Raw genomic sequence first — 20944 nt, forward strand, 5'->3', positions numbered from 1 at the left:
CCACCACCGCAGGCCCCACCGCGTTCCGATCGCTCCGTTCGGCCCCCAGGATCCGAAGGCCAGGATCCGAACACTGGGGATCCGAACGCCGGGTTCTGAATGCCGGGTTCCGAACGCTGAGGGTGTTTCTGTGGTGTGCCACCGGGCGGCGTTTCTGTCAGTGCCACCGGCTAAATTGCGGGCATGCATGCCCCTGCTCTCCTCCCTGTCCCCCTCCCCTCCCGCGCTCCCGTTCGCGCCGGGGAGCCGACATGACCGAGCTCACCACGACCGAGCTCTCCGCCGACGAGGCCCGGCGTGTCGTTCTGCGCGCCCAGGGCCTGATCGGCGCCGACACGCGCAAGGGCGGCGTGCACGGCATGCTGCGCAGGCTCGGCGCCGTACAGCTCGACACGATCTCGGTCCTGGCCCGCTCGCACGAGCTGGTGGCCTACGCCCGTCTCGGCGCCGTCGGGCGGCCGAAGGTCGAGCGCGCGTACTGGCACAACCCCGCGCAGAGCTTCGAGTACTGGTGCCACGCCGCCTGCATCCTGCCGATCGAGCACTGGCCGCTCTACTCGTTCCGGCGCCGCGCCTTCCGCGAACGGCGTTTCCGCTGGCACGAGGTCCCCGGCAACGTCGACCAGCTGCTCCAGCAGGTGCGTGACCAGGGCCCGCTGATGACCTCCGACGTCGGCGGCGCCAAGAACGGCGGCCCGTGGTGGGACTGGTCAGACTCCAAGATCGGCCTGGAGTGGCTGCTCGACATCGGTGAGGTGGTGGTCAGCCGGCGTGTCGGCTGGCGTCGCGTCTACGACCTCGCCGAACGCGCCGTCCCGGCCGACCTCCTGGCCGAAGAGCCGTCCGACGAGGAGTGCGTCACCCGCCTGGCCGCGATCGCCGGCCGCTCACTCGGCGTGGCCAACCGTACCGACCTGATCGACTTCCTCCGCCTCCAGGGCCGGCATGCCGCGATGCTCGACGAAGCCCTGCTCAGCGGCGCGGCGGGCCTGGTGCCGGTCACCGTGTCGGGCTGGCCGAGCAAGAAGGGGCAGGCCACCGCCTGGGCCGACCCGGCCGCGCTGGAGTCCGAGCCGCGCGGCCGCCACCGCAACACGCTGGTCTCGCCGTTCGACTCGCTCATCTGGCACCGCGGCCGCACCGAGCGCGTCTTCGGCTTCAAGTACCAACTGGAGCTGTACGTACCCAAGCACAAGCGGGTCCACGGCTACTTCACCATGCCGGTGCTCTCCGGCGGCCGGCTCATCGGGCGCGTCGACCCGGCGCGCGAGGGCTCCACGCTGGTCGCCAGGCAGCTCAGCCTCGAACTCGGCCTCGCGCCAGGCAAGTGGGCCGAGGGGCTGCGTGACGCCTTGTGGTCGGCGGCGGAGTGGGTCGGGTGCGACTCGGTCCGCGTCGAACGCGCCGACCCACCGGAACTCATCACGTTCCTGAACACCCCACCCCGCTAACCCGGCATCCCGCACCCACTGACCTCGCACCCGGCATCGGGCATCGGGGCCCTCCGTAGCCCCATTCCCCCTCACGGAAGCGCGCCTCCTCGGGGTAACGGGGCACGAGGTCATCTCCACGACTGCGGCCCCGACCCCCGAAGGCGCGCCTCGCAACGTGCGGGGCGCGGAGACCGGTCCATACACACGGAGCGCGTCGGTCGTTGCCTGATGCGGGAGACCGAGACGCCGAGGCCGTACCGTCACACAGGGCACGCACCTCGGAGTTTGCCGCATCACGGGCTCCTCGGCGTGTCCGCGGTCAGCGCGTACGGGCCGGGCGCCCTGGGGCGCTTGGACCCGCTGGCGGAGGCGTGTCACGAGCGCCGGGACTGCGACCACTCCAGCGGCAACGGCGCGAGAGATCGGCGCTCAGCGGGACATGCGCTTACATGAGCACGAGTACGAGCACGAGCCTCTGCGTGTGCTCGTGCATCTCATGTGCCCCGGCATCGTGCACCCCTGCGTTAGGTCGGCGGCAGGCGAGCTGGCCGGGCTGACCGATGGGAACTGGCCGTAGCGGCACCGGGCTGAGCGATGGGAGCTGGCCGTAGCGGGGCCAGCCTCTCGATGGGAGTCGGCCGGGAACCTGCGGATCGACCGGCAGGGGCCGACCGAGCCGACGAAGGCCGACCGGAGAGTGCCAGTCGGGCGAGCCGCCGGTGAAACCAGACGACCAGCGAGGATCAGGCGACCCCCGACGATCACGCGGCCAGGGAAGGCCCGGACACTGGCGAAGACGCGGGCGCGACGAGAACCGCCGGCCGACGCGGGCCAGACGGCGGGTGGGGCTGGCCGACTGGTGCGGGCCAGTGCGAGCCGGACGCGCCAATGCGGGCCGGTGGGACCGGACGCGCCAGTGCGGGCCAAACGGCCAGTACGGGCCAACGGCGGGTGGGGCCGGACGACCAGTGCGGACCGGCCGGGCTGGACGCGCCAGTGCGAGCCGAACGACCAGTGCGGGCTGGCCGGGCTGGACGCGCCAGTGCGAGCCGAACGACCAGTGCGAGCCAGCGGGCCAGCACGCCACTGCGGGCCACACGGCCAACGGGGCCGGAGCAGTCAGCGGAGGCCAGACCAGTCAGTCAGGGCCGATCGGGTTGCCTGTTAGGTGATCTCCAGCATTCGTTCACGCACCGCGTAGACCACCGCCTCCATACGCGAATGCAGTTGCAGCTTGTCCAGGATGTTCCGCACGTGGTTCTTCACCGTGTTCTCGGAGATGAACAACTGCTTGGCGATCTCCCGGTTGTTCATGCCCTTGGCCACCAGCCGCAGGACCTCCATCTCGCGGTCCGTCAGCCGGGGCACCGGCAGTTGCGGCGGGCGCTCGCTCTCCTTGCGGCTCATGTTCGCGAACTCGCTGATGAGCTTGGCGGCCATCGCCGGGTTGATTAACGACTGGCCCTCGTGCACGCCACGCACCGCCGCCGGGACGTCGTTGATCTGGACGTCCTTGAGCAGGTAGCCGGTGGCGCCGGCCTTGATGGCCTCGAAGAGGTCCTCTTCCTCGTCGCTGACGGTCAGCATGATGATCCGGGTGCTCGGGACCGAGGCCTTGATGCCCTTCGTGGCCTCGATTCCGTCCTGCCGGGGCATGCGGACGTCCATGAGAGCGACGTCGGGCATGAGGCGATCGGCCAGTTCGACCGCCTCCTGCCCGTCGCTCGCTTCACCGACCACCTCGATGTCGGGCTCGGCTGCCAGCGCGAGTGCCAGGCTCCGCCTGATCAGCTCGTGGTCGTCCACGATGAGCACGCGGATGGGCTCGCTGTCTGGCGTGCGGGCCTCGCCGGACTCTGTCACGAGGCCTCCTTGATCTGCCTCGCGACTGCCTTTCGCTCGCTTCGCTCGCTCAACTGCGCCTGACTGAGCTCGCTCACGTCTCCTCCTCGTCGGGGGGCCAGAGCCGTTGAACCGCAATGATGGCACGGGTGCCGCGGTTCTAGGGTGGTCGAGAAGATCTTTTAGCGCGCGATCATGGCTCTACGAGCCGCAACACGCCGTAGTTGTAGCCGCGCCGGTTGTACACGACACACGGCTGGCCGCTCTCCTTGTCACGGAACAGATAGAAGTCGTGGCCGACCAGCTCCATTTCGAGCAGGGCCTGGTCGATGGTCATGGGTTCCGCTCTGTGGAACTTCTCCCGCACGATGAGCGGCCCGTCGCCGTCCATCTCGATGGGGACGATGTCGTCGTACTGCTTGTCGTCCGCCCGCGCGTAGATGTCCTCTTCGGACTCGGCGGGCTCGGGGACGATCGGGGCCGCCTGGGGTTTCAGGCCGACGACGTCAGGGAGCGTCGCGGTGAACTCTGCCACCGAGGGCGGGCAGTGGTTGCCGTGGTGGACCTTGCGCCGGTCGGCCAGTCGCCTGAGGCGGCCTTCCAGCTTGTCGAGGGCGATGTCGAGGGCTACGAATCGGTCGTCGGCCGAGGCCTCGGCACGGATGGCCGGCCCTCGGGAGTGAATGGTCAGCTCGACGCGCTCGCGCTGGTCGGCGAGGCGCGGATTGCGCTCCTTCGACACCTCCACATCGACTCTGATGAGTTTGTTGTCCAGACGTTCGATCCTGGCCAGCTTGGTCGTCACGTGGTCTCGGAACCGGTCGCTCACTCCTGTGTGCCGGCCCTTGACGATGATGTCCATGCAACAGCCCCCCTTCGTCTAACGACTGAGCAAGAGCGCCCGACGCCGTGATTGCCGGACGGGGTCTTCTGCCTGCCTCTCCGTCACCGTTACCCTCTTCCGACTCGCAGTCACCGGGAACTCCGGCGGCACCCGCCCGGCCGACCTGGTCTTCGACCCCACATTCGCCTGCTGAGGGTTTCGCAGCTCTGTTGCCACTACTGCCCTTCTCTTCTGACGAGGGACATCTGGACCCTCGGGAAGGCAGGACTTACCCCTAAGCCGCACCGTGATCGGTCGACAAAGAGTCGCCTTACGTGGACCGTTTTGCCTGCGGCTGGCATCGGCTAGCAGAGCCGGGAACACCGGCTCTGCGCAACCACGGACCCGAACGGGTGCCATGTCAGAACGCTATCCGCATCCAGGACGAATGTCAGCCTGAGCCTTGGCGAAACGATCACTTTCCGTGATTTCCCAAGGGTCGTTCAGTGTGAAGGGATGCCCTGTTTAATCGCGCGGCAACCCTTATGGGCGCGGGGCCGCCGTTCGTTGAGCTGGCCCACCACGCCCCTAGGGGTACGGACATGTGTCCTCCACGCCAGATCAAAGTGATGGATGCATCTTTACCGTCCGTGACCGTAATGGTTTGGAAGATCTTCGGCGTGTCGCGGCGACGGTGACGGCAGCCGACGCTACGGCCCCTGACCTGCGCAGAGCCCGCGCGGCTTCGGCGAGGGTGGCGCCGGTCGTCACGATGTCGTCCACGAGGAGCACATTCGCCGCTGAGGGGCTTTCCCCGGGGTTCGGGACCCAGAGTGACCCCGTGAGGTTGCCGCGCCTCTCCGTGCGGCTCAGGCCCGCCTGGTCGGCCACGCGGCGCCGGTGCGCGAGCGCCGGCCAGACCTCCGCACGGCACTCCCCGTACGCGTTCAGCCGCCGCGCCGCCAGCCGGGCCAGCCGGCCGACCGGGTCGTGGCCACGGGTGCGCAGGCTGCGTACGGCGCTGGGCACCGGCACCAGCACCAGCCGCCGCCGGCCGCCGTCACCCGGTCGCGGTGCCGCGGCCACGGCTCGGGTGACCGTGTAGGCCAGGACGTCGGCGAGCGCCGCGGCCAGGGCCGACTCACCGCGTTCCTTGTAGGCGACGACGACGCGCCGGGCGGCTCCCGCGTAGTCGGCGGCCGACCAGCACACGGGCAGCCCGGCCGGCGGGCACTCCGGCGGGCGGGGACGCGGCGCGGCCGCCAGCTCGGCCAGGCAGCGCGCGCAGCACCGCGGACCGGACGCGCCGCAGCCCACACAGGTCTGCGGCAGGAGGAGATCCAGCAAGGAGCAGAGCACGCCGCCCAGCATGCCCTGCCGCACCGACAGTTCAGCCGAGGGGGAAGACCGGGTCGTGGGCGTTGGCCGTGCTTCTGGGGGTCCAGCTCTGCTGCTCCTCGATGAACTCCAGAATCACGCCCCCGTCCTTGTTCTCCTTCGGCTTGGCCTCGGCCAGGATCATGTCCGGCATCGCCGCCAGCGACCGCAGGTCGTCCTTGAGCGGGATCTCCCGCTTCGACCCGTCGCCGACGTTGATCTCCAGCAGGTTCGGCCCCGCGTTGCTCTTGGTCAGGACCAGCAGCCGCTCGCCGTCGCGCCACGCCACGTCGCGGATCGTCTCGCCCGAGTCGGCCTTGAAGAGCTGGCGCACGTTGCCGATCATCAGGGCGGACGGCAGCGCCAGCGCGCCCACCTCGACCAGCGTGTCACCCTTGGTGACCGCCACCCTGACGCCGTCCCTGGCGATCCTGAGCCTGGTCACGTTCAGCCCGGCCACCCCGGGCGCGGAGACCCGCCTGACGCCCTCCGGGTCCCAGCGCAGCACCACGCCGTTGCGCTGGTCGAACGTCCACAGCGTGCCGTCCCTGTGCCAGGTCGGCGGGGTCAGCTTGTCGCCCTGGATGACCTGCTGCCAGGGGCGCTCCTCGTTCAGGCTCGTCACCGAGATGCCGTCGGGGCCCTTGGCCGCGACCAGGCCGATGCTCCGCTTGGCCAGCGCGAAGTCGGTGTATTCCGTGTCCGGCTTGCCCGCGGTGTACCCCACCAGCGGGCCGTCCTCGTCGGCCTTGGCGGGCAGCCGGTGCAGCGCGCCCTTGTCCTGGTAGTACGCGTCGCCGCTGTCGTTGTCGAGCCAGCCGGGGTCGATGTCCTTGTCCGTCGCGTACGGCTCGCCGTTCACGTGGACCTCGATGGTGCGGCCGTTGGCGATGTCGTTCTTGTACAGGCTGGCCTGAAGCTGGGCGAGGATCTCCTGGCGCCGGTCGAACCCGACGGGACCCTTGAGGTTGATCACCACGTTGTCCTCGCCCGACCTGACGGACTCCACCTTCGTCCCGGGCATGAAGCCGCTGCCGACGGCCCCGACCAGGGCCGAGCTCGGCTCGTTCAGCAGCCGCTCGATGATGGTCTGCGCGAACGGCTGCGCCGCCTTGAGCCGCAGCCACACGCGGTCCGCCACGAGCCTGTCGCCCGCGACGTAGTACAGCTTCGTCGGCCGGTACGCCCGCGCCACGTCGGCCACGGTGAGCAGCAGCCCGTCGGGCATGGAGCTGACCCGGTAACCCCCCTTGGGGTCCTTCACCAGCGTGAAGGGGATCGTCTCCTTGCGCTCGGCCGGTCGGTAGGTGTCGTCGTGCTCGATCACGGCGGCCTGGGTGCCGACGATCTGGACCTTGCGGACGGTCTCGTCGGTGTCGCGCGGGTCCTGGTCGCCGACCTCGAAGGCGTTCTCCAGCACGACCACGGTGCTCGTCGGCTGCCAGGTGGCCCGCGCCTCGGGGGTCAGGTACTTCTGCAGCGTCGCCGGGTCGTCGGGGTAGGCGGCCATCGCGGCCTGCAGGCCCCTGATCGTCTGCTCGGGGGTCCAGTCGGGCTGCGGCTCGATGGCCACCATGCGGTGGAACGGCTTGGTGAGCGAGTCTCGTCCCTGCGCCACGTAGGGGACGGCGGGGCCGCCCACGGGGATCACCGTGCAGCCGGTGCCGCCGACCAGCAGGCCGGCCGCCAGCGTGGCGCGCAGCAGGTCAGTCTTCCTCATGGCCGCCCCCGTCGCCCATGGCCGGCAGCAGCACCGGCGTCATGTGCCCGCGCCACGTGCGGCGCATCTCGATCTCCGGCGGCACCAGCGGCAGCGGCGAGCCCTTGAGGTCGGCCCCGGCCGCGCGCGGCAGCGTCAGCCTGAACTGCGAGCCCTCGCCCGACTGCCCCCACGCCTGCAGCCAGCCGCCGTGCAGCGTGGCGTCCTCGCGCGAGATGGCCAGGCCGAGCCCGGTGCCGCCGATGGTCCTGGCCCTGGACGGGTCGGCCCGCCAGAACCGGTCGAACACCATCGTCTCCTCGCCCGGCTTGAGCCCGATCCCGTGGTCGCGCACCGCGATGGCCACGGCGTCCCTGTCGGCGCCGACGGTCACCACGACCTCACGGCCCTCGCCGTGCTCGATGGCGTTGAACAGCAGGTTGCGCAGGATGCGCTCGACCCGACGCTTGTCGATCTCGGCCATGCAGGCCTCGACGGGCAGCCGCAGCTCGAACCGGGTGGAGTGCCGTTCGGCCAGCGCCGCGGAGTCCTCGATGGCCCGGTGCACCACGTCGCAGACGTTGACCGAGTCGAGGTCGAGCGTGGCCGCGCCGGCGTCGTAGCGGCTGATCTCCAGCAGGTCGGCCAGCATCGACTCGAAGCGTTCGAGCTGGGCCTGCATCAGCTCGGCCGAGCGCGCGGCCATCGGGTCGAAGTCCTCGCGGGCGTCGTAGAGCAGGTCGGCGGCCATTCTGACGGTGGTCAGCGGGGTGCGCAGCTCGTGCGAGACGTCGGAGACGAACTGCCGCTGGACCTGCGACAGCTCCTCGAGCTGGTGGATCTTCAGCGCCAGGTTGGCGGCCATCTCGTTGAACGAGGTGGCCAGGCGGGCCAGGTCGTCCTCGCCGCGCACCTTGAGCCGTTCGTCCAGCTTGCCGGACGCCAGCCGCTCGGCGGCCTGCCTGGCCAGCCGCACCGGCGTGACGACCTGGCGCGTGACCACGTACGCGATGGCGGCCAGCAGCAGCACCAGCCCGAGCCCCACCACGACGATCGCCAGCCGGACCTTGGAGAGCATCTCCTCCTCGGCGGTGAACGGGAAGAAGTGGTAGATCTCGAAGTATTCGCCGGAGGCCAGCTCGTCGACCCCGCTGCCGATGACGAACGTGAGCCTGGGCTGGCTCTCGCCGGGCAGCTTGATCGACTGGATGACGGTGGTCGTGGTCTGGTAGTCCTGCTTCTCCAGGTGCCGGCGCACGTCGCGCTGCAGGCCGGACGGCACGTCCAGGGGCGAGACCCCGTTCGACGCGCGTGACTTGCCGGGGCTGGTCGGGTTGAGCACGAGAACCTCGTAGCCCTGTTCCGAGCCCCCTTCGCCCGAGCCGGTGATGGCGTTCATCACCTCGTCGAGCGGTTCGGACTTGACGCCCGATTCGGCGGTCTTGGTCTGCTCGTCCTGGCGCTGGTTCAGCGCGTTGTGGATCTGCAGCCGGTCGGCCACCGCCTCGTCGACGGCCGACCTCTTGCTGCCGGCCATGACCGAGGTGCTGATCTGCTCCGACAGGAAGATGCCGAGCACGACGACGACCGTGACCGAGATCAGCAGCGTGCTGGTGACGACCTGGAGCTGCAGTGAACGCCGCCACAGCCGCCTGGCCCAGCCCGCCGCACGACGAACCCGCCTCCGGACCCCGCCAAGAATCTGGCGGAATGTCCGGCGGCGGGCGGATTTTTTGTTCGTCGGGGGCATGGCGGGGTGAGGCGGAGGCTAAGCGGGCCCGGCTTTGTAGCCCACGCCGCGCACGGTCACCACGATCTCGGGGTGCTCCGGGTCCTTCTCGATCTTGGCCCTGAGCCGCTGCACGTGCACGTTGACCAGCCGCGTGTCGGCCGCGTGACGGTAGCCCCAGACCTGCTCGAGCAGGACTTCGCGGGTGAACACCTGACGCGGCTTGCGCGCCAGGGCGACGAGCAGGTCGAACTCGAGCGGCGTGAGGTTGATGGTCTCCTCGCCCCGCTTGACCGAGTGGCCGGCCACGTCGATGGTGATGTCGCCGATCTGGAGGATCTCGGGGGTGGGCTCGTCGGTGCGGCGCAGCCGCGCACGCACCCTGGCCACCAGCTCCTTCGGCTTGAACGGCTTGACGATGTAGTCGTCAGCGCCCGACTCCAGCCCGAGCACCACGTCGATGGTGTCGCTCTTGGCGGTGAGCATGACGATCGGAACCCCCGACTCAGCCCTGATCCTGCGCGCGACGTCGATGCCGTCGGCGCCCGGCAGCATCAGGTCGAGCAGGACCAGGTCCGGGCGTGTATCCCGGAACGCGTCGAGGGCCTTGTCGCCGTCGGAGACAAAGGACGGTTCGAAGCCTTCTCCGCGCAACACGATGCCCAGCATCTCGGCGAGAGCGGCGTCGTCGTCGACGACCAGCACGCGACCTTTCATGGCCCCTCATTCGTTCTACGCATTGTGGGACATACCCGCACGGTTGCTGAAGGTTACCCTCCGTCGGCCCATGAGTGGGACATCAGGCCGGCGAAAGGGAAATTCTAGGCTCGCCCCCACGACCGCTATCTCAGTCTGCGGTAACAGACCAAGTTTCGGCCATCCCCGGCTGGGATCGTTGTCCGGATTCGTCGGTAAATACGCGCTTGCTGACCTAGTGAATCCGTCACGTGACACCAATGACCCGCCCACCGTGCCAGGATTGGTATATGTCAGACGGTCACGAGACGCCATCAGGGTGGTCGGCCGAACAGCCCCCGCCGTACCACGGCCCCCAGGCCTCCCCGTGGACCACGCCCGGTCAGCAGCAGCAATCGTACGGCGAGCCATACGGGCCTGGCCCCCAGCAGCAACCGTACGGTCAAGCGTACGGGCAGCAAGCCCCTCCTTACGGTCAGCCCCCATATCCGCCGGGCCCGCCGCACGGCTACCAGCAGCACCAGCCGGTGCTCCGCCCCGGGATCATCCCGCTGCGGCCACTGAAGCTGGGCGACATCCTCGACGGCACGATCAAGCTGATCCGCGCCAACCCCAAGGCCGTGCTCGGGCTGTCGGCCATCGCCGCGCTGCTGGTCACGGTGCCGGTGGCGGTCGGCCAGGGCATCATGCTCGACATGTTCGGCACCGCGTTCGCCAACCCCGGCGACGACCCGACCGAGTTCGGCACCTCGCTGGGCGTGCTCGCGCCGTACGCGGGCGAACTGCTGTCGAGCGTGCTCGAGTTCTTCGTGGTCACCGTGCTGACCGGCCTGCTGACCCGCATTCTCGGGCGGGCCGTGTTCGGCGGCGCCATGACGCCTGGCGAGGCGTGGCGCCGCGTCGCGAACCGGGTGCCCGCGCTCTTCGGCGTGGCGCTGCTGCTGGGGATCATCCTGGTCGCGCCCATGCTCCTGCTGATCCTGCTGATCATAGCCATCGGCACGGCCGGCGGCTTCGACGGCGACGCGGTCGGCGGCGTGATCACGCTGATCGTGCTGTTCATGCTGGCCTACGTCGCCTACGCGGTGTTCTTCTGGACCCGCTTCTGCCTGGCCGCCCCGGCCGTGGTGCTGGAGGGCCGCGGGCCCATCGAAGGCATGCGCCGCTCCTGGCAGCTCGTGCGCGGCGACTTCTGGCGCGTCTTCGGCGTCCAGTTGCTCACCGCCATCCTCGTGGCGATCATGGCGTTCATCGTGGCGATCCCGTTCTCGCTGCTCGGCACCGTGTTCGGCATGCTCGGCGCGGGCAGCACGGTCAGCGCGATCGCGGCGACCGTGTTCATCGGCATCGGCGGCACGATCGCGGCCATGATCAGCTATCCCGTCACGGCCGGCGTCTCCGGCCTGCTGTACGCCGACCGCCGCATGCGCAGTGAGGCGTTCGACCTGGTGCTGCAGACGGCCGCCATCGAACAGCAACGCCAGGGCTGGGTGCACGCCTCGGCGGACGACCTCTGGCACCCGTCCAACTCCCCCAGGCCGTGACCCCGATCGACAGGGAGGAGGCCGCGCGCAGGGCCGCGGAGGAACTCCTCAAGCCCGAGTACGAGAAGGAGTCCGTGCTCGACGCGGTCTGGCGGCGGGTCATGCAGTTCATCGGCGACCTGATGGACGTGGCCTCAGGCGGCGGCACCACCGGCGGGATCATCGCCGCCGTGGTGATCGCCGCCATCCTGCTCGCGGTGATCGTGCTGGTCTCGTGGTGGCTGCGCAAGACCGCGCGCAAGAACGCCGCCGCGGCCGGCGCGCTGTTCGGCGAGCGCGCGATGACCGCCGGCGAGCACCGCGAGGCCGCCGACCGGCTGGCCGCCGCCGGCGACTGGACGGCCGCCGTGCAGGAGCGGCTGCGCGCCATCGCGCGTGATCTGGAGGAGCGTGCGCTGGTCACCGCGATGCCCGGGCGCACCGCCGACGAGCTGGCCGCCGAGGCCGGGCTCGCGCTGCCCGCGTTCGCCGACGAGCTGGCCGCGGCCGCGCGCTCGTTCGACGACGTCACCTACGGCGGGGTGCCCGGCACTCAGGCCGCCTACGAGGCCATGCGCGGGCTCGACGAACGTCTCCAGCAGGCCAGGCCGGTGCTGGCGGGCGCGACCGCCCAGGGTCCCGTCGGCCCGCCCGCGGGAGGCGCCGCGTGAGCCTCGACATGCGTCCCGCGCCGCCCGTCCATGAGTCCTCCTACGCGGCCTCGCCCACCCTGCGTTCGGCGTGGCGGGCGAGCCGGCTGGCCCTGGTGATCGGCCTGGTCATCGTGCTGGCCGCGATCCTGGGCGTGCTGCTGGCCCCCAGCGGCGGCCCCACGCGCGCCCTCGACCCCGACGGCACCTCGATGAACGGCGCCAAGGCGCTGGCCGAGCTGCTGCGCGACCGCGGCGTCGAGGTGAAGAAGGTCGACTCGGCCGAGGCCGCCGCGGCCAACGCGGCGCAGGGCCCGACGCTGCTGCTGATCACCGACATGCTCTACGTGGACGAGGACACGCTGGCCGAGATCCCCGGCGACCGCCTGATCATCGGCGACCAGCTCGGGCTCGACGTCCTGGCCCCCGGCGTGAGCACGGTCGGCGAGCCGGTGCGCGAACGCTCCCGCGAGCCCGAGTGCGATCTTGAGGCCGCCCGGGTGGCCGGCAGCGCCTTCATCGGCGACACGGCCTTCAAGGGCCCCAGCGGGTCACGCGGCTGCTACCCGGCGGGCGACGGCCACGCGCTGGTCACCTTCCAGGAGGGCGGCCGCACGATCACGATGGTCGGCAGCGGCACCTTCATGACCAACGGCTACCTGGCCGAAGACGGCAACGCCGCGCTCGCGCTCAACCTGATCGGCACCGGCAGATCCGTGACCTGGCTGGTGCGTCCCGAGGCGCCGCCGCCCGACCTGGTGCTCGAACCCGGCGACAAGTCGGTCTACGACCTGATGCCCGGCAGCCTCAGGTGGGCCATCTACATGACGATCATCACGGTGCTGCTGCTGGCGTTCTGGCGCGGCAGGAGGCTGGGCCCGGTCGTGACCGAGCGGCTGCCGGTGATCGTGCGCGCGGCCGAGACCGTCGAGGGCCGGGGCCGGCTCTACCGGGCCAGGCGGGCCAGGGCCAAGGCCGCGGAGAAGCTCAGGTCGGGCACCGTCGACCGGCTCACGCCCCGGCTGGGGCTAGGGTCCGGGGCAGGGCGGCACGAGGTGGTCTCGGCGCTGTCCGTACGGATCGGGCACGACCCGCAGCAGGTCGGCGCGGCACTGTACGGGCCACCGCCGGCCGACGACGCGGGCCTGGTCGCGTTGGCGGGTTACTTGGACTTCATCGAAAGGCAAGTGAGTGAACTTTGACGAGACGTTCCGCGTGACGACTCCGGCGGACTCGGCCAGGGAGGCGCTCGGCGCGCTGCGCGCCGAGGTGTCCAAGGCGGTGGTCGGGCAGGACGCGGTGGTGACCGGCCTGGTGATCGCGCTGCTGTGCAAGGGCCACGTGCTGCTGGAGGGCGTGCCCGGCGTGGCCAAGACGCTGATGGTGCGCACGCTGTCGGCGGCGCTGTCGCTGGACTTCAAGCGCGTGCAGTTCACGCCGGACCTGATGCCGGGCGACGTGACCGGCTCGCTGATCTACGACGCGAAGACCGCCGAGTTCGAGTTCCGCGAGGGCCCGGTCTTCACGAACCTGCTGCTCGCCGACGAGATCAACAGGACCCCGCCGAAGACGCAGGCCGCGCTGCTCGAAGCCATGGAGGAGCGGCAGATCAGCGTGGAGGGCGAGGCGCGCAAGCTGCCCGACCCGTTCATCGTCTGCGCCACGCAGAACCCGGTCGAGTACGAGGGCACCTACCAGCTCCCCGAGGCCCAGCTCGACCGGTTCCTGCTCAAGCTGACCGTGCCGCTGCCGCCGCGCGACCAGGAGATCGCGGTGCTCGAACGGCACGCGCGCGGCTTCGACCCGCGTGACCTCAGCGAGGTCAAGGCCGTCGCCACGGCCGAAGACCTGGCGGCGGGCCGCGAGGCGGTCTCGAAGGTGCACGTGGCGCCCGAGGTGCTCGGCTACATCGTGGACGTGGCCCGCGCCACCAGGAACTCGCCGTCGCTGCAGCTCGGCGTCTCCCCGCGTGGCGCCACCGCGCTGCTGGCCGCCTCGCGGGCGTGGGCCTGGCTGTCCGGGCGGCCGTACGTGACGCCCGACGACGTCAAGGCGCTGGCCAGGCCGGCGCTGCGGCACCGCGTGCAGCTCCGCCCCGAGGCCGAGCTGGAGGGCGCGACCGCCGACGGCCTGCTCGACGGCATCCTGGCCTCGGTCCCGGTTCCGCGCTGATGGCTCTGACGGGACGCGCCGGGCTGGTCGCGGCGCTCGGGATCGTGTTGGTGCTGCTCGCGCCGCAGCCGGGGGCCGCGCTGGCGGGATTCGTCCTGCTGCTGGCCGCCGCGATCAGCCTGGACCTGGCGCTGGCCGGGGCGGTGCGCCCGCTGCGCTTCCAGCGCGCCGGCGACACGCTGGTCCGGCTGGGTCAGCGGGCCACGGTCGAGCTGATCGTGGAGAACCCGGGCGGTCGCGCGGTGCGCGGCCTGCTCAGGGACGCCTGGCCGCCGTCGGCCAACGCCACGCCCAGGGAGCTCGACATCGAGGTGCCCGCGGGCGAGCGCCGCAGGATCGCCATCACGCTGAACCCGACCAGGCGCGGCGACAGGTCCTCCGTCGCGGTGACCGTGCGCTCGGTCGGCCCGCTCGGCCTGGCCGCCCGTCAGGGCACCCACCGGGCGCCGTGGTCGGTGCGGGTGCTGCCGCCGTTCCTGTCGCGCAAGCATCTGCCGTCCAGGCTGGCCAGGCTGCGCGAGCTCGACGGCCAGCACCCGGCGCTGGTGCGCGGCCAGGGCACCGAGTTCGACTCGCTGCGCGAGTACGTGGTGGGCGACGACGTGCGCTCGATCGACTGGCGGGCCACCGCGCGCCGGCACGACGTCGTGGTACGCACCTGGCGGCCGGAACGCGACCGCCGGGTGCTGATCGTGCTCGACACGGGCCGCACCTCGGCCGGGCGCGTCGGCGACGCGCCGATCCCGCTCACCGGCGCCGCACCGGGCGGTGGCGGCCTGCTGGTCAGGCAGGGTCCGCAGCCGGCGCCGGGCTGGCCGCGGCTCGACTGGTCGATGGACGCCGCGCTGCTGCTGGCCGCGCTCGCCGCCCGGGCCGGTGACCAGGTCGACTTCCTCGCCTACGACCGGGCCGTACGCGCCTGGGTGACCGGCGCGTCGCGTACGGAGCTGCTGTCGTCGCTGGTCAACGTGATGGCGCCGATCGAGGCCGAGCTGGTCGAGGCCGACTCGCAGGGCATGGTGGCGGCGATCCTGTCGCGTGCCAAGCGGCGCTGCCTGGTGGTGCTGCTGACCGACCTGAACGGGGCCGCGCTCGACGAGGGCCTGATGCCGGTGCTGTCGCAGCTCTCCTCGCGCCATCTGGTGCTGGTCGCGGGCGTGTCCGACCCGCGCGTGGCGGCCATGGCGGCCCAGCGGGAGACGGCCGAGCAGGTCTACGACGCGGCGGCGGCCGAGCACGTGCAGCTCGACCGCAGGCACATCACCGCCAGGCTGCGCAGGAACGGCGTCGAGGTGGTCGACGCGCCGCCCGAGGACATCGCTCCCGCCCTGGCCGACGCCTACCTGGCGCTGAAGGCGGCCGGCCGCCTCTGAGCGCCCCGCGGGGGTCTCAGGCGGTCGGCGCCACGTCGGGGGCGCGTTCGACGTCGCCGGTCTCGTCGTCGCGCAGCGCCCGGCGGCCGAAGACGATCACGTACGCCAGGAACGCCCCCAGCGCGAGCACCCCGATGCCGACGCGGACGGCGGTCGGCAGCCCGGACGGCGTCACGAACGCCTCGATCAGCCCCGACACGAACAGCACCACGACCAGCCCGAGCGCCACGCTCATCACCGCCCTACCCTGCTCGGCCAGCACCTCGGCGCGCCTGCGGCGGCCCGGTGAGATGACCGTCCAGCCCAGCCGCATGCCGGCGGCGGCGGCCAGGAAGACGGCGGTCAGTTCGAGCAGCCCGTGCGGGGTGATCAGGCCGAAGAAGATGTCCAGCTTGTCCCTGGAGGACATCAGGCCGGCGATCACGCCCAGGTTCGCCGCGTTGCTCCACAGGATCAGCGGGATCGGGATGCCCAGCAGGATGGCGTAGATGATGACCTGCGCGGAGACCCAGGCGTTGTTGACCCAGACATGGCTGGCGAACGAGGCGGCCGGGTCTTCCGAGTAGTAGTCGGCGAAGTCGTGCTCGACGAGCTGGGTGATCTCCTCGGGCGTGGCGATGGCCGCCTGGACGTCCGGGTTGGCCGCCACCCACGCGGCGAGCACCCACGAGACCGCGAGGAAGGCCACCGAGGTGGCCAGCCACCACCACCGCGCCCGGTAGGCCACCACCGGGAACGAGACCGTGAAGAAGCGGATGAACTCCCGCCAGGCCGGCGCGTGCGCCCCGGTCACCGCGGACCTGGCCCTGGCCACCAGCGCGGACAGCCGGCCGATGAGCATGGCGTCGGTGGACGACGAGCGCACGATGGACAGGTGCGTCGACACCCGCTGGTACAGATCGACCAGTTCGTCGACCTGGTCACCGGTCAGCGAGGACCGGTTCTTCAGCAAATGCTCAAGCCTGTCCCAGATCGGGCGATGTGCTGTGACGAACGCGTCGATGTCCACCCGTTCATTGTGACCGCTCAACCAGGCGGACATTGCCGTTAGGCTCCACGTATGTCAGAGGTTGTGACCGGCGATGCCGTCGTCGTGGAAGTCCGGGTGGCGCAGATGCCCTCCCGCGCGCTGGCGATCCTCATCGACCTGGTGGTGCAGTTCCTCTTCCTGATCGGCGTCTACACCGCGCTGAGCGCGTTCTCGATCATCTCCGACTCCGCCATGCTGGGCGCGGTCATGATCGTGCTGGTGGTGCTGGTCACGGTCGGCTACCCGGTGCTGTTCGAGTCGCTGAGCAGGGGTCGCAGCCTGGGCAAGCTCGCGCTCGGGCTGCGCGTGGTCGGCGACGACGGCGGGCCCGAGCGGTTCCGTCAGGCGTTGTTCCGCGGCCTGGCCGGGGTGGTGGAGTTCTGGATGTTCTGGGGCGCGCCCGCGCTGATCTCCTCGCTGATCTCGCAGCGGGGCAAGCGGCTCGGCGACCTCTTCGCGGGCACCATCGTCATCTCCGAGCGGGCGCCGGCCGACCGCTCGCACCTCATCGTCATGCCGCCGCCACTGGCCCAGTGGGCGGCCGGGCTGGAGTTCTCGCAGCTGCCCGACGAGGTGGTCTCGGCCGCGCGGCAGTACCTGATGCGCTGGCACGACCTGTCGCCGCAGATCCAGCACGAGATGGGGCTGCGCATCGCGCGGCAGGCGGCGTCGTTCGTCACGCCGGCCGCGCCGCCCGGCGTGCCGCCGCACGCGTACCTGAGCGCGATCCTGGCCGAACGGCGCCGGCGCGAGGAGGAGCGGCTGGCCCGGCGGGCGAACAACGCCGCGTCCTACCACCTCCAGCCCGGCCCCGCCCCTCAGCCTGCGCCGCAGCCGTACCCCCAGCCTGGCCCGCAGTTCGGCGCCCTGCCCGGTGCACAGCCCGGTGCACAGCCTGGCCCGCAGGTCGGCCCGCCGCCCCAGCCGATGCCCAACGGGCAGCCGTACGCGCCGCCCGCGCCGCCGGCGCCTGAGCCGCCGCGGGCGACTCCCGGCGGGTTCGCGCCGCCGCAGTAGGCCCGGCACGGCGAAGCGGCGGGAACCGTCAGGTCCCCGCCGCCCGTTTCAGCCGGTTCTACCTCAGTGACCGCCGCCGGGGACGCCGTTGCCCCGTTCCCGGTACGACCCCTGCGTCTGGGCGTTCAGCAGGTCCATCTTGACGCTGTTGGCCTGGTTGGTCCGCGGGTCGTTGAGCTTCAGCACATCCAGGCCCAGGTTGAAGTCGGAGCCGTAGATGTAGCCGTTGTAGTAGTACGCGGACCAGAAACCGCCGTCCAGCGGCGGAGCGGTGTTGTCCGGGCCGCGCTCGAACCAGGCGAGCTCCTGCGGGTTGGCGGAGTCGGTGAAGTCCACCACCGAGATGCCACCCTGGTACCACGCCTGCACCATGACGTCGCGGCCCTTGACCGGGATCAGCGAGCCGTTGTGCGCCACGCAGTTCTCGCTGTCGGCCTGGTGCCTGGGCAGCTTGAAGTAGCTCTTGAACTGCAGTTGGCCGCCCACGATGTCGTAGTAGGCGTTGGCGCCCTTGTTCGGGCCGATGGCCGCGTTGCAGGTGGCCCTGGTGCCGCCGCCGAGCTCGTCGGTGAAGACGACCTTCGTGCCCTGGTTGTTGAACGTGGCCGAGTGCCAGAAGGCGAAGTTCACCGTGTCACGGACGGTCGCGGTGACCTTGGGCTGCTCGGGGTTGGAGATGTCGAGCAGGATGCCCTCGCCCATGCACGCGCCGGCCGCGATGTTCTTCTCCGGGTAGGCGGTGATGTCGTGGCAGCCCGTGGTGGCCGACTTGCCGAGCGGGTACGGTCCCGGCACGCCGGGGAAGCCGCCGTCGGGGAACAGGTTCGGCGTGGCGATGACCGTCGCGGCGGTCGGGTTGGCCAGCGGCACCTTGATGATCGAGATCAGGTCGTGCGGCGGCTGGCAGTCGGGGAAGCTGGCGCTGGGGCTGTAGGACGAGACGTAGATGTAGACGTTCTCGCCGGCCTTGTCGGGCACCAGCGTGTTGGTGTGCGAACCGCAGTTCGTCTCGACGGACTTGATGTAGACGGGCTGGGACTTGTTCGAGACGTCGAAGATCCGCACGCCTTCCCAGGACGCCTTGTTCGAGGCGGTCTGGCCGGTGCTGTTGCACGAGTCGTCGCTGCGCGAGGAGTCCACGGAGCCGAACAGCAGGTTGCCGTACACCGACACGTCCATCTGGCCGCCGGGGCAGACGACCGAGCTGACCAGGGACGTCTTCTTCGGGTGCTTGATGTCGTAGATCGAGAAGCCGTAGTAGTTGCCGACGTAGGCGTAGTCGCCCTGGAAGGCCATGTCGGTGTGGATGTCGGCGAGGGCCTGCGGCTTGGGCACGTTGGTGACGTGCGTGATGTTCGGGCTCATGACGATCTCGCCGGGAGCCGGGATGTCCGCCGCCTGAGCGGGCAGCGCGGTGGCCACCGCGGCTAAGGCCGCCGCCACCAGGATGAGTGCTCTACGGGGGGTGAACACGTACAGGAACCTCCTGTAAAGGGGGCATAAATCCACACAATCGTCACGTTTGCCCACCTCCTAGGCCAGAGCGCAATCTGTCAATTTTTGTTCCTATTCATCATCTTTTAATGATCAACCATCTGGCCTAAAGTGCGCATCCAGAACTGGCTCAGGCAGGGAGGCCGAGTGCTGCGCGCCGCGCTCATCGTCATCACGGGCTCGGTGGTCGCCCTCGCCGGCTGCACCTCCACCGGCGCCCAGCCGACGCCGCGGGCCGACTCGACCGCGCCGGTGCTCGCGCCCGGGCGGCCCGGCGAGCAGAACAAGACCCTGTCGCCCGCCGAGGCCGCCACCGCCGTCCCCGCGTCCACCGCGAACGCCGCCGACGTGAAGTACGTCCAGGACATGATCGTCCACCATCGGCAGGCGCTCGACATGGCGCTGCTGGCGCCGACCCGGGCGTCGTCGACGCGGGTCAAGAGCCTGGCCGACCGCATCCAGGCCGCCCAGGGACCCGAGATCCAGTACATGACGACCTGGCTGCGACAGCTCCAGCAGAAGGTGCCCGACCACCACGCGGGCCACGCCGGCATGCCGGGCATGGCCACGCCCGAGCAGCTCGACGCGCTGAAGGCGGCCTCCGGCACGGCCTTCGACCGGATGTTCCTGGAGCTGATGATCAAGCACCACGAAGGCGCGCTCGCGATGTCGGACCAGGTGCTGATCGGCGGCTCGCACATCAAGATCGAAGAACTGGCCACCGACGTGAACGTCACCCAGACGGCCGAGATCCGCCGCATGCAGGAACTGCTGACCGAGCTATGACCCGGCCGGACGTCAGACGTTCACGAGCCGATCCGCCAGGAGTGCAGGTATTCCTCCTGCTCGCCGGTGAGCGCGTCGATCGCGATGCCCGTCGCCGCCAGCTTGAGCCTGGCCACCTCGTGGTCGATCGCCTCGGGCACGTCGTACACGCCGGGGGGCAGCGCCGAGCGCTCGCCCGCCAGCCACGCGACCGCCAGCGCCTGGGCCGAGAACGACATGTCCATCACGGCCGCCGGATGCCCCTCCGCGGCCGTCAGGTTGACCAGCCGGCCCTCGGCCAGCAGGAGCAGCCGCCGCCCGTCGGGCAGGACGTACTCGTCGGTGTTGGGCCGCACCGCCCGGTGCACCTCGTGGGCCAGTTCGTCCAGGGCGCGCACGTCGATCTCCACGTCGAAGTGGCCGGCGTTGGCCAGGATCGCGCCGTCGCGCATCACCGACAGGTGCTCGGCCCTGATCACGTCGCGGTTGCCCGTCACGGTGACGAACAGGTCGCCCAGCATCGCCGCCTGCGCCATCGGGCGCACCTCGTAGCCCTGCAGGGTGGCGTCCAGCGCCTTGACGGCGTCGATCTCGGTGACGATCACCCGCGCGCCCAGCCCCTTGGCCCGCTCGGCCACGCCGCGGCCGCAGTAGCCGAACCCGGCCACCACCACGGTCCGGCCGGCCAGCATCATGTTGGTGGCCCGCATGATGCCGTCGAGCGTCGACTGGCCGGTGCCGTAGCGGTTGTCGAACATCCGCTTCGTCCGCGTGTCGTTCACGGCGACCACCGGGAAGCGCAGCGCGCTCTCCGCGGCCATCTGGCGCAGCCTGATGATGCCGGTGGTGGTCTCCTCGCAGCCGCCGCTCACCCCCGGCAGCAGGTCGGTGCGCTCGGTGTGCAGGATGTTCACCAGGTCGCAGCCGTCGTCCAGGACGAGGTCGGGCGCCAGGTCGAGGGCCTGGTGTATGTGCCGGTAGTAGGTGGCCCGGTCGACGCCGGCCCTGGCGTGCACCGCGATGCCGTAGTCGCGCAGCGCGTCGGCGACGTCGTCCTGGGTGGACAGCGGGTTGGACGCGGCCAGCGCGATCCGCGCGCCGCCTGCCTTGAGCGCGCCCATGAGCACGGCCGTCTCGGCCGTGACGTGCAGGCAGGCGGCGATCTTCAGGCCGTCGAGCGGTCTCTCCAGCGAGAACCGCTCCCCGATCGCCGTCAGCACCGGCATCGACCGGGCAGCCCAGGAAATCTGGCGCTCCCCGCTGTCGGCCAGATCCATGTGCGCGCCCCCCTGCGTGAAAACGGCTCCGCAGGGGCCGTGGG

17 protein-coding genes are annotated in these 20944 nt (G+C 70.6%); 8 read left to right on the forward strand and 9 right to left on the reverse strand.

The annotated features are described in order from the left end of the window. Positions 1-251: 251 nt before the first annotated feature. Positions 252-1451, forward strand: a complete 1200-nt coding sequence (locus tag HII36_RS23375) for a winged helix-turn-helix domain-containing protein (RefSeq protein ID WP_173525372.1) — start codon at positions 252-254, stop codon at positions 1449-1451. A gap of 1146 nt (positions 1452-2597) precedes the next feature. On the opposite strand, the gene HII36_RS23380 is transcribed toward HII36_RS23375, so the two are convergent. From HII36_RS23380 to mtrA, 6 genes are all read right to left on the reverse strand, one after another. After that, on the reverse strand, positions 2598-3296 hold the full coding sequence (locus tag HII36_RS23380) for a response regulator (protein ID WP_173525373.1): 699 nt from the start codon (positions 3294-3296) through the stop codon (positions 2598-2600). A gap of 172 nt (positions 3297-3468) precedes the next feature. Then, complete coding sequence (gene hpf, locus HII36_RS23385) at positions 3469-4137, reverse strand: ribosome hibernation-promoting factor, HPF/YfiA family (RefSeq protein ID WP_173525374.1); 669 nt, start codon at positions 4135-4137, stop codon at positions 3469-3471. A 582-nt stretch (positions 4138-4719) separates the two neighbouring features. Further along, positions 4720-5457: a ComF family protein gene (locus HII36_RS23390; protein ID WP_173525375.1), complete on the reverse strand. Its 738-nt coding sequence runs from the start codon at positions 5455-5457 to the stop codon at positions 4720-4722. Between the two features lie 31 nt (positions 5458-5488). After that, the gene (locus HII36_RS23395) at positions 5489-7195 is read right to left on the reverse strand and encodes an LpqB family beta-propeller domain-containing protein (RefSeq protein WP_173525376.1); all 1707 of its coding nucleotides are present in this window, start codon (positions 7193-7195) and stop codon (positions 5489-5491) included. Further along, the gene (gene mtrB / locus HII36_RS23400) at positions 7182-8924 is read right to left on the reverse strand and encodes an MtrAB system histidine kinase MtrB (protein WP_173525377.1); all 1743 of its coding nucleotides are present in this window, start codon (positions 8922-8924) and stop codon (positions 7182-7184) included. The genes HII36_RS23395 and mtrB overlap by 14 nt, the downstream gene beginning before the upstream one ends. 18 nt (positions 8925-8942) lie before the next feature. Beyond that, the gene (gene mtrA, locus HII36_RS23405) at positions 8943-9620 is read right to left on the reverse strand and encodes an MtrAB system response regulator MtrA (RefSeq protein ID WP_043620615.1); all 678 of its coding nucleotides are present in this window, start codon (positions 9618-9620) and stop codon (positions 8943-8945) included. Between the two features lie 506 nt (positions 9621-10126). Between mtrA and HII36_RS23410 the strand changes: the two genes are divergently transcribed. Genes HII36_RS23410 through HII36_RS23430 form a run of 5 tightly spaced genes read left to right on the forward strand, consistent with a single transcriptional unit; the run spans position 10127 to position 15317 of the window. Then, the gene (locus tag HII36_RS23410) at positions 10127-11143 is read left to right on the forward strand and encodes a glycerophosphoryl diester phosphodiesterase membrane domain-containing protein (RefSeq protein WP_328807838.1); all 1017 of its coding nucleotides are present in this window, start codon (positions 10127-10129) and stop codon (positions 11141-11143) included. Continuing rightward, the gene (locus tag HII36_RS23415) at positions 11140-11793 is read left to right on the forward strand and encodes a DUF4129 domain-containing protein (protein WP_173525379.1); all 654 of its coding nucleotides are present in this window, start codon (positions 11140-11142) and stop codon (positions 11791-11793) included. Before HII36_RS23410 ends, HII36_RS23415 begins: the two co-directional genes overlap by 4 nt. Next, positions 11790-12974 carry a DUF4350 domain-containing protein gene (locus HII36_RS23420; RefSeq protein WP_328807839.1) on the forward strand — a complete coding sequence of 395 codons (1185 nt, stop codon included), beginning with the start codon at positions 11790-11792 and terminating at the stop codon, positions 12972-12974. The genes HII36_RS23415 and HII36_RS23420 overlap by 4 nt, the downstream gene beginning before the upstream one ends. Continuing rightward, complete coding sequence (locus HII36_RS23425) at positions 12964-13944, forward strand: AAA family ATPase (protein WP_173525380.1); 981 nt, start codon at positions 12964-12966, stop codon at positions 13942-13944. The genes HII36_RS23420 and HII36_RS23425 overlap by 11 nt, the downstream gene beginning before the upstream one ends. Continuing rightward, positions 13944-15317: a DUF58 domain-containing protein gene (locus HII36_RS23430; RefSeq protein WP_173525381.1), complete on the forward strand. Its 1374-nt coding sequence runs from the start codon at positions 13944-13946 to the stop codon at positions 15315-15317. Before HII36_RS23425 ends, HII36_RS23430 begins: the two co-directional genes overlap by 1 nt. A gap of 16 nt (positions 15318-15333) precedes the next feature. On the opposite strand, the gene HII36_RS23435 is transcribed toward HII36_RS23430, so the two are convergent. Then, a complete protein-coding gene (locus HII36_RS23435) occupies positions 15334-16326 on the reverse strand; it encodes a stage II sporulation protein M (RefSeq protein WP_173525382.1) in 993 nt (330 codons plus the stop codon). A gap of 51 nt (positions 16327-16377) precedes the next feature. Between HII36_RS23435 and HII36_RS58000 the strand changes: the two genes are divergently transcribed. Then, the gene (locus HII36_RS58000; RefSeq protein ID WP_173525383.1) at positions 16378-17364 is read left to right on the forward strand and encodes an RDD family protein; all 987 of its coding nucleotides are present in this window, start codon (positions 16378-16380) and stop codon (positions 17362-17364) included. A gap of 63 nt (positions 17365-17427) precedes the next feature. Here the strand turns inward: HII36_RS58000 and HII36_RS23445 are convergent, their stop codons facing one another. After that, positions 17428-18837 carry an LVIVD repeat-containing protein gene (locus tag HII36_RS23445; protein ID WP_173525384.1) on the reverse strand — a complete coding sequence of 470 codons (1410 nt, stop codon included), beginning with the start codon at positions 18835-18837 and terminating at the stop codon, positions 17428-17430. Positions 18838-19005: 168 nt separating this feature from the next. Here HII36_RS23445 and HII36_RS23450 point away from each other — a divergent pair, with 168 nt between their 5' ends. Further along, complete coding sequence (locus HII36_RS23450) at positions 19006-19644, forward strand: DUF305 domain-containing protein (RefSeq protein ID WP_328807840.1); 639 nt, start codon at positions 19006-19008, stop codon at positions 19642-19644. Positions 19645-19664: 20 nt separating this feature from the next. On the opposite strand, the gene HII36_RS23455 is transcribed toward HII36_RS23450, so the two are convergent. Next, positions 19665-20900 carry an adenosylhomocysteinase gene (locus HII36_RS23455; protein ID WP_173525385.1) on the reverse strand — a complete coding sequence of 412 codons (1236 nt, stop codon included), beginning with the start codon at positions 20898-20900 and terminating at the stop codon, positions 19665-19667. Positions 20901-20944: the final 44 nt, after the last annotated feature.

The sequence above is a fragment of the Nonomuraea antri genome (assembly GCF_013283785.1).
Taxonomy (GTDB): Bacteria; Actinomycetota; Actinomycetes; order Streptosporangiales; family Streptosporangiaceae; genus Nonomuraea; species Nonomuraea antri.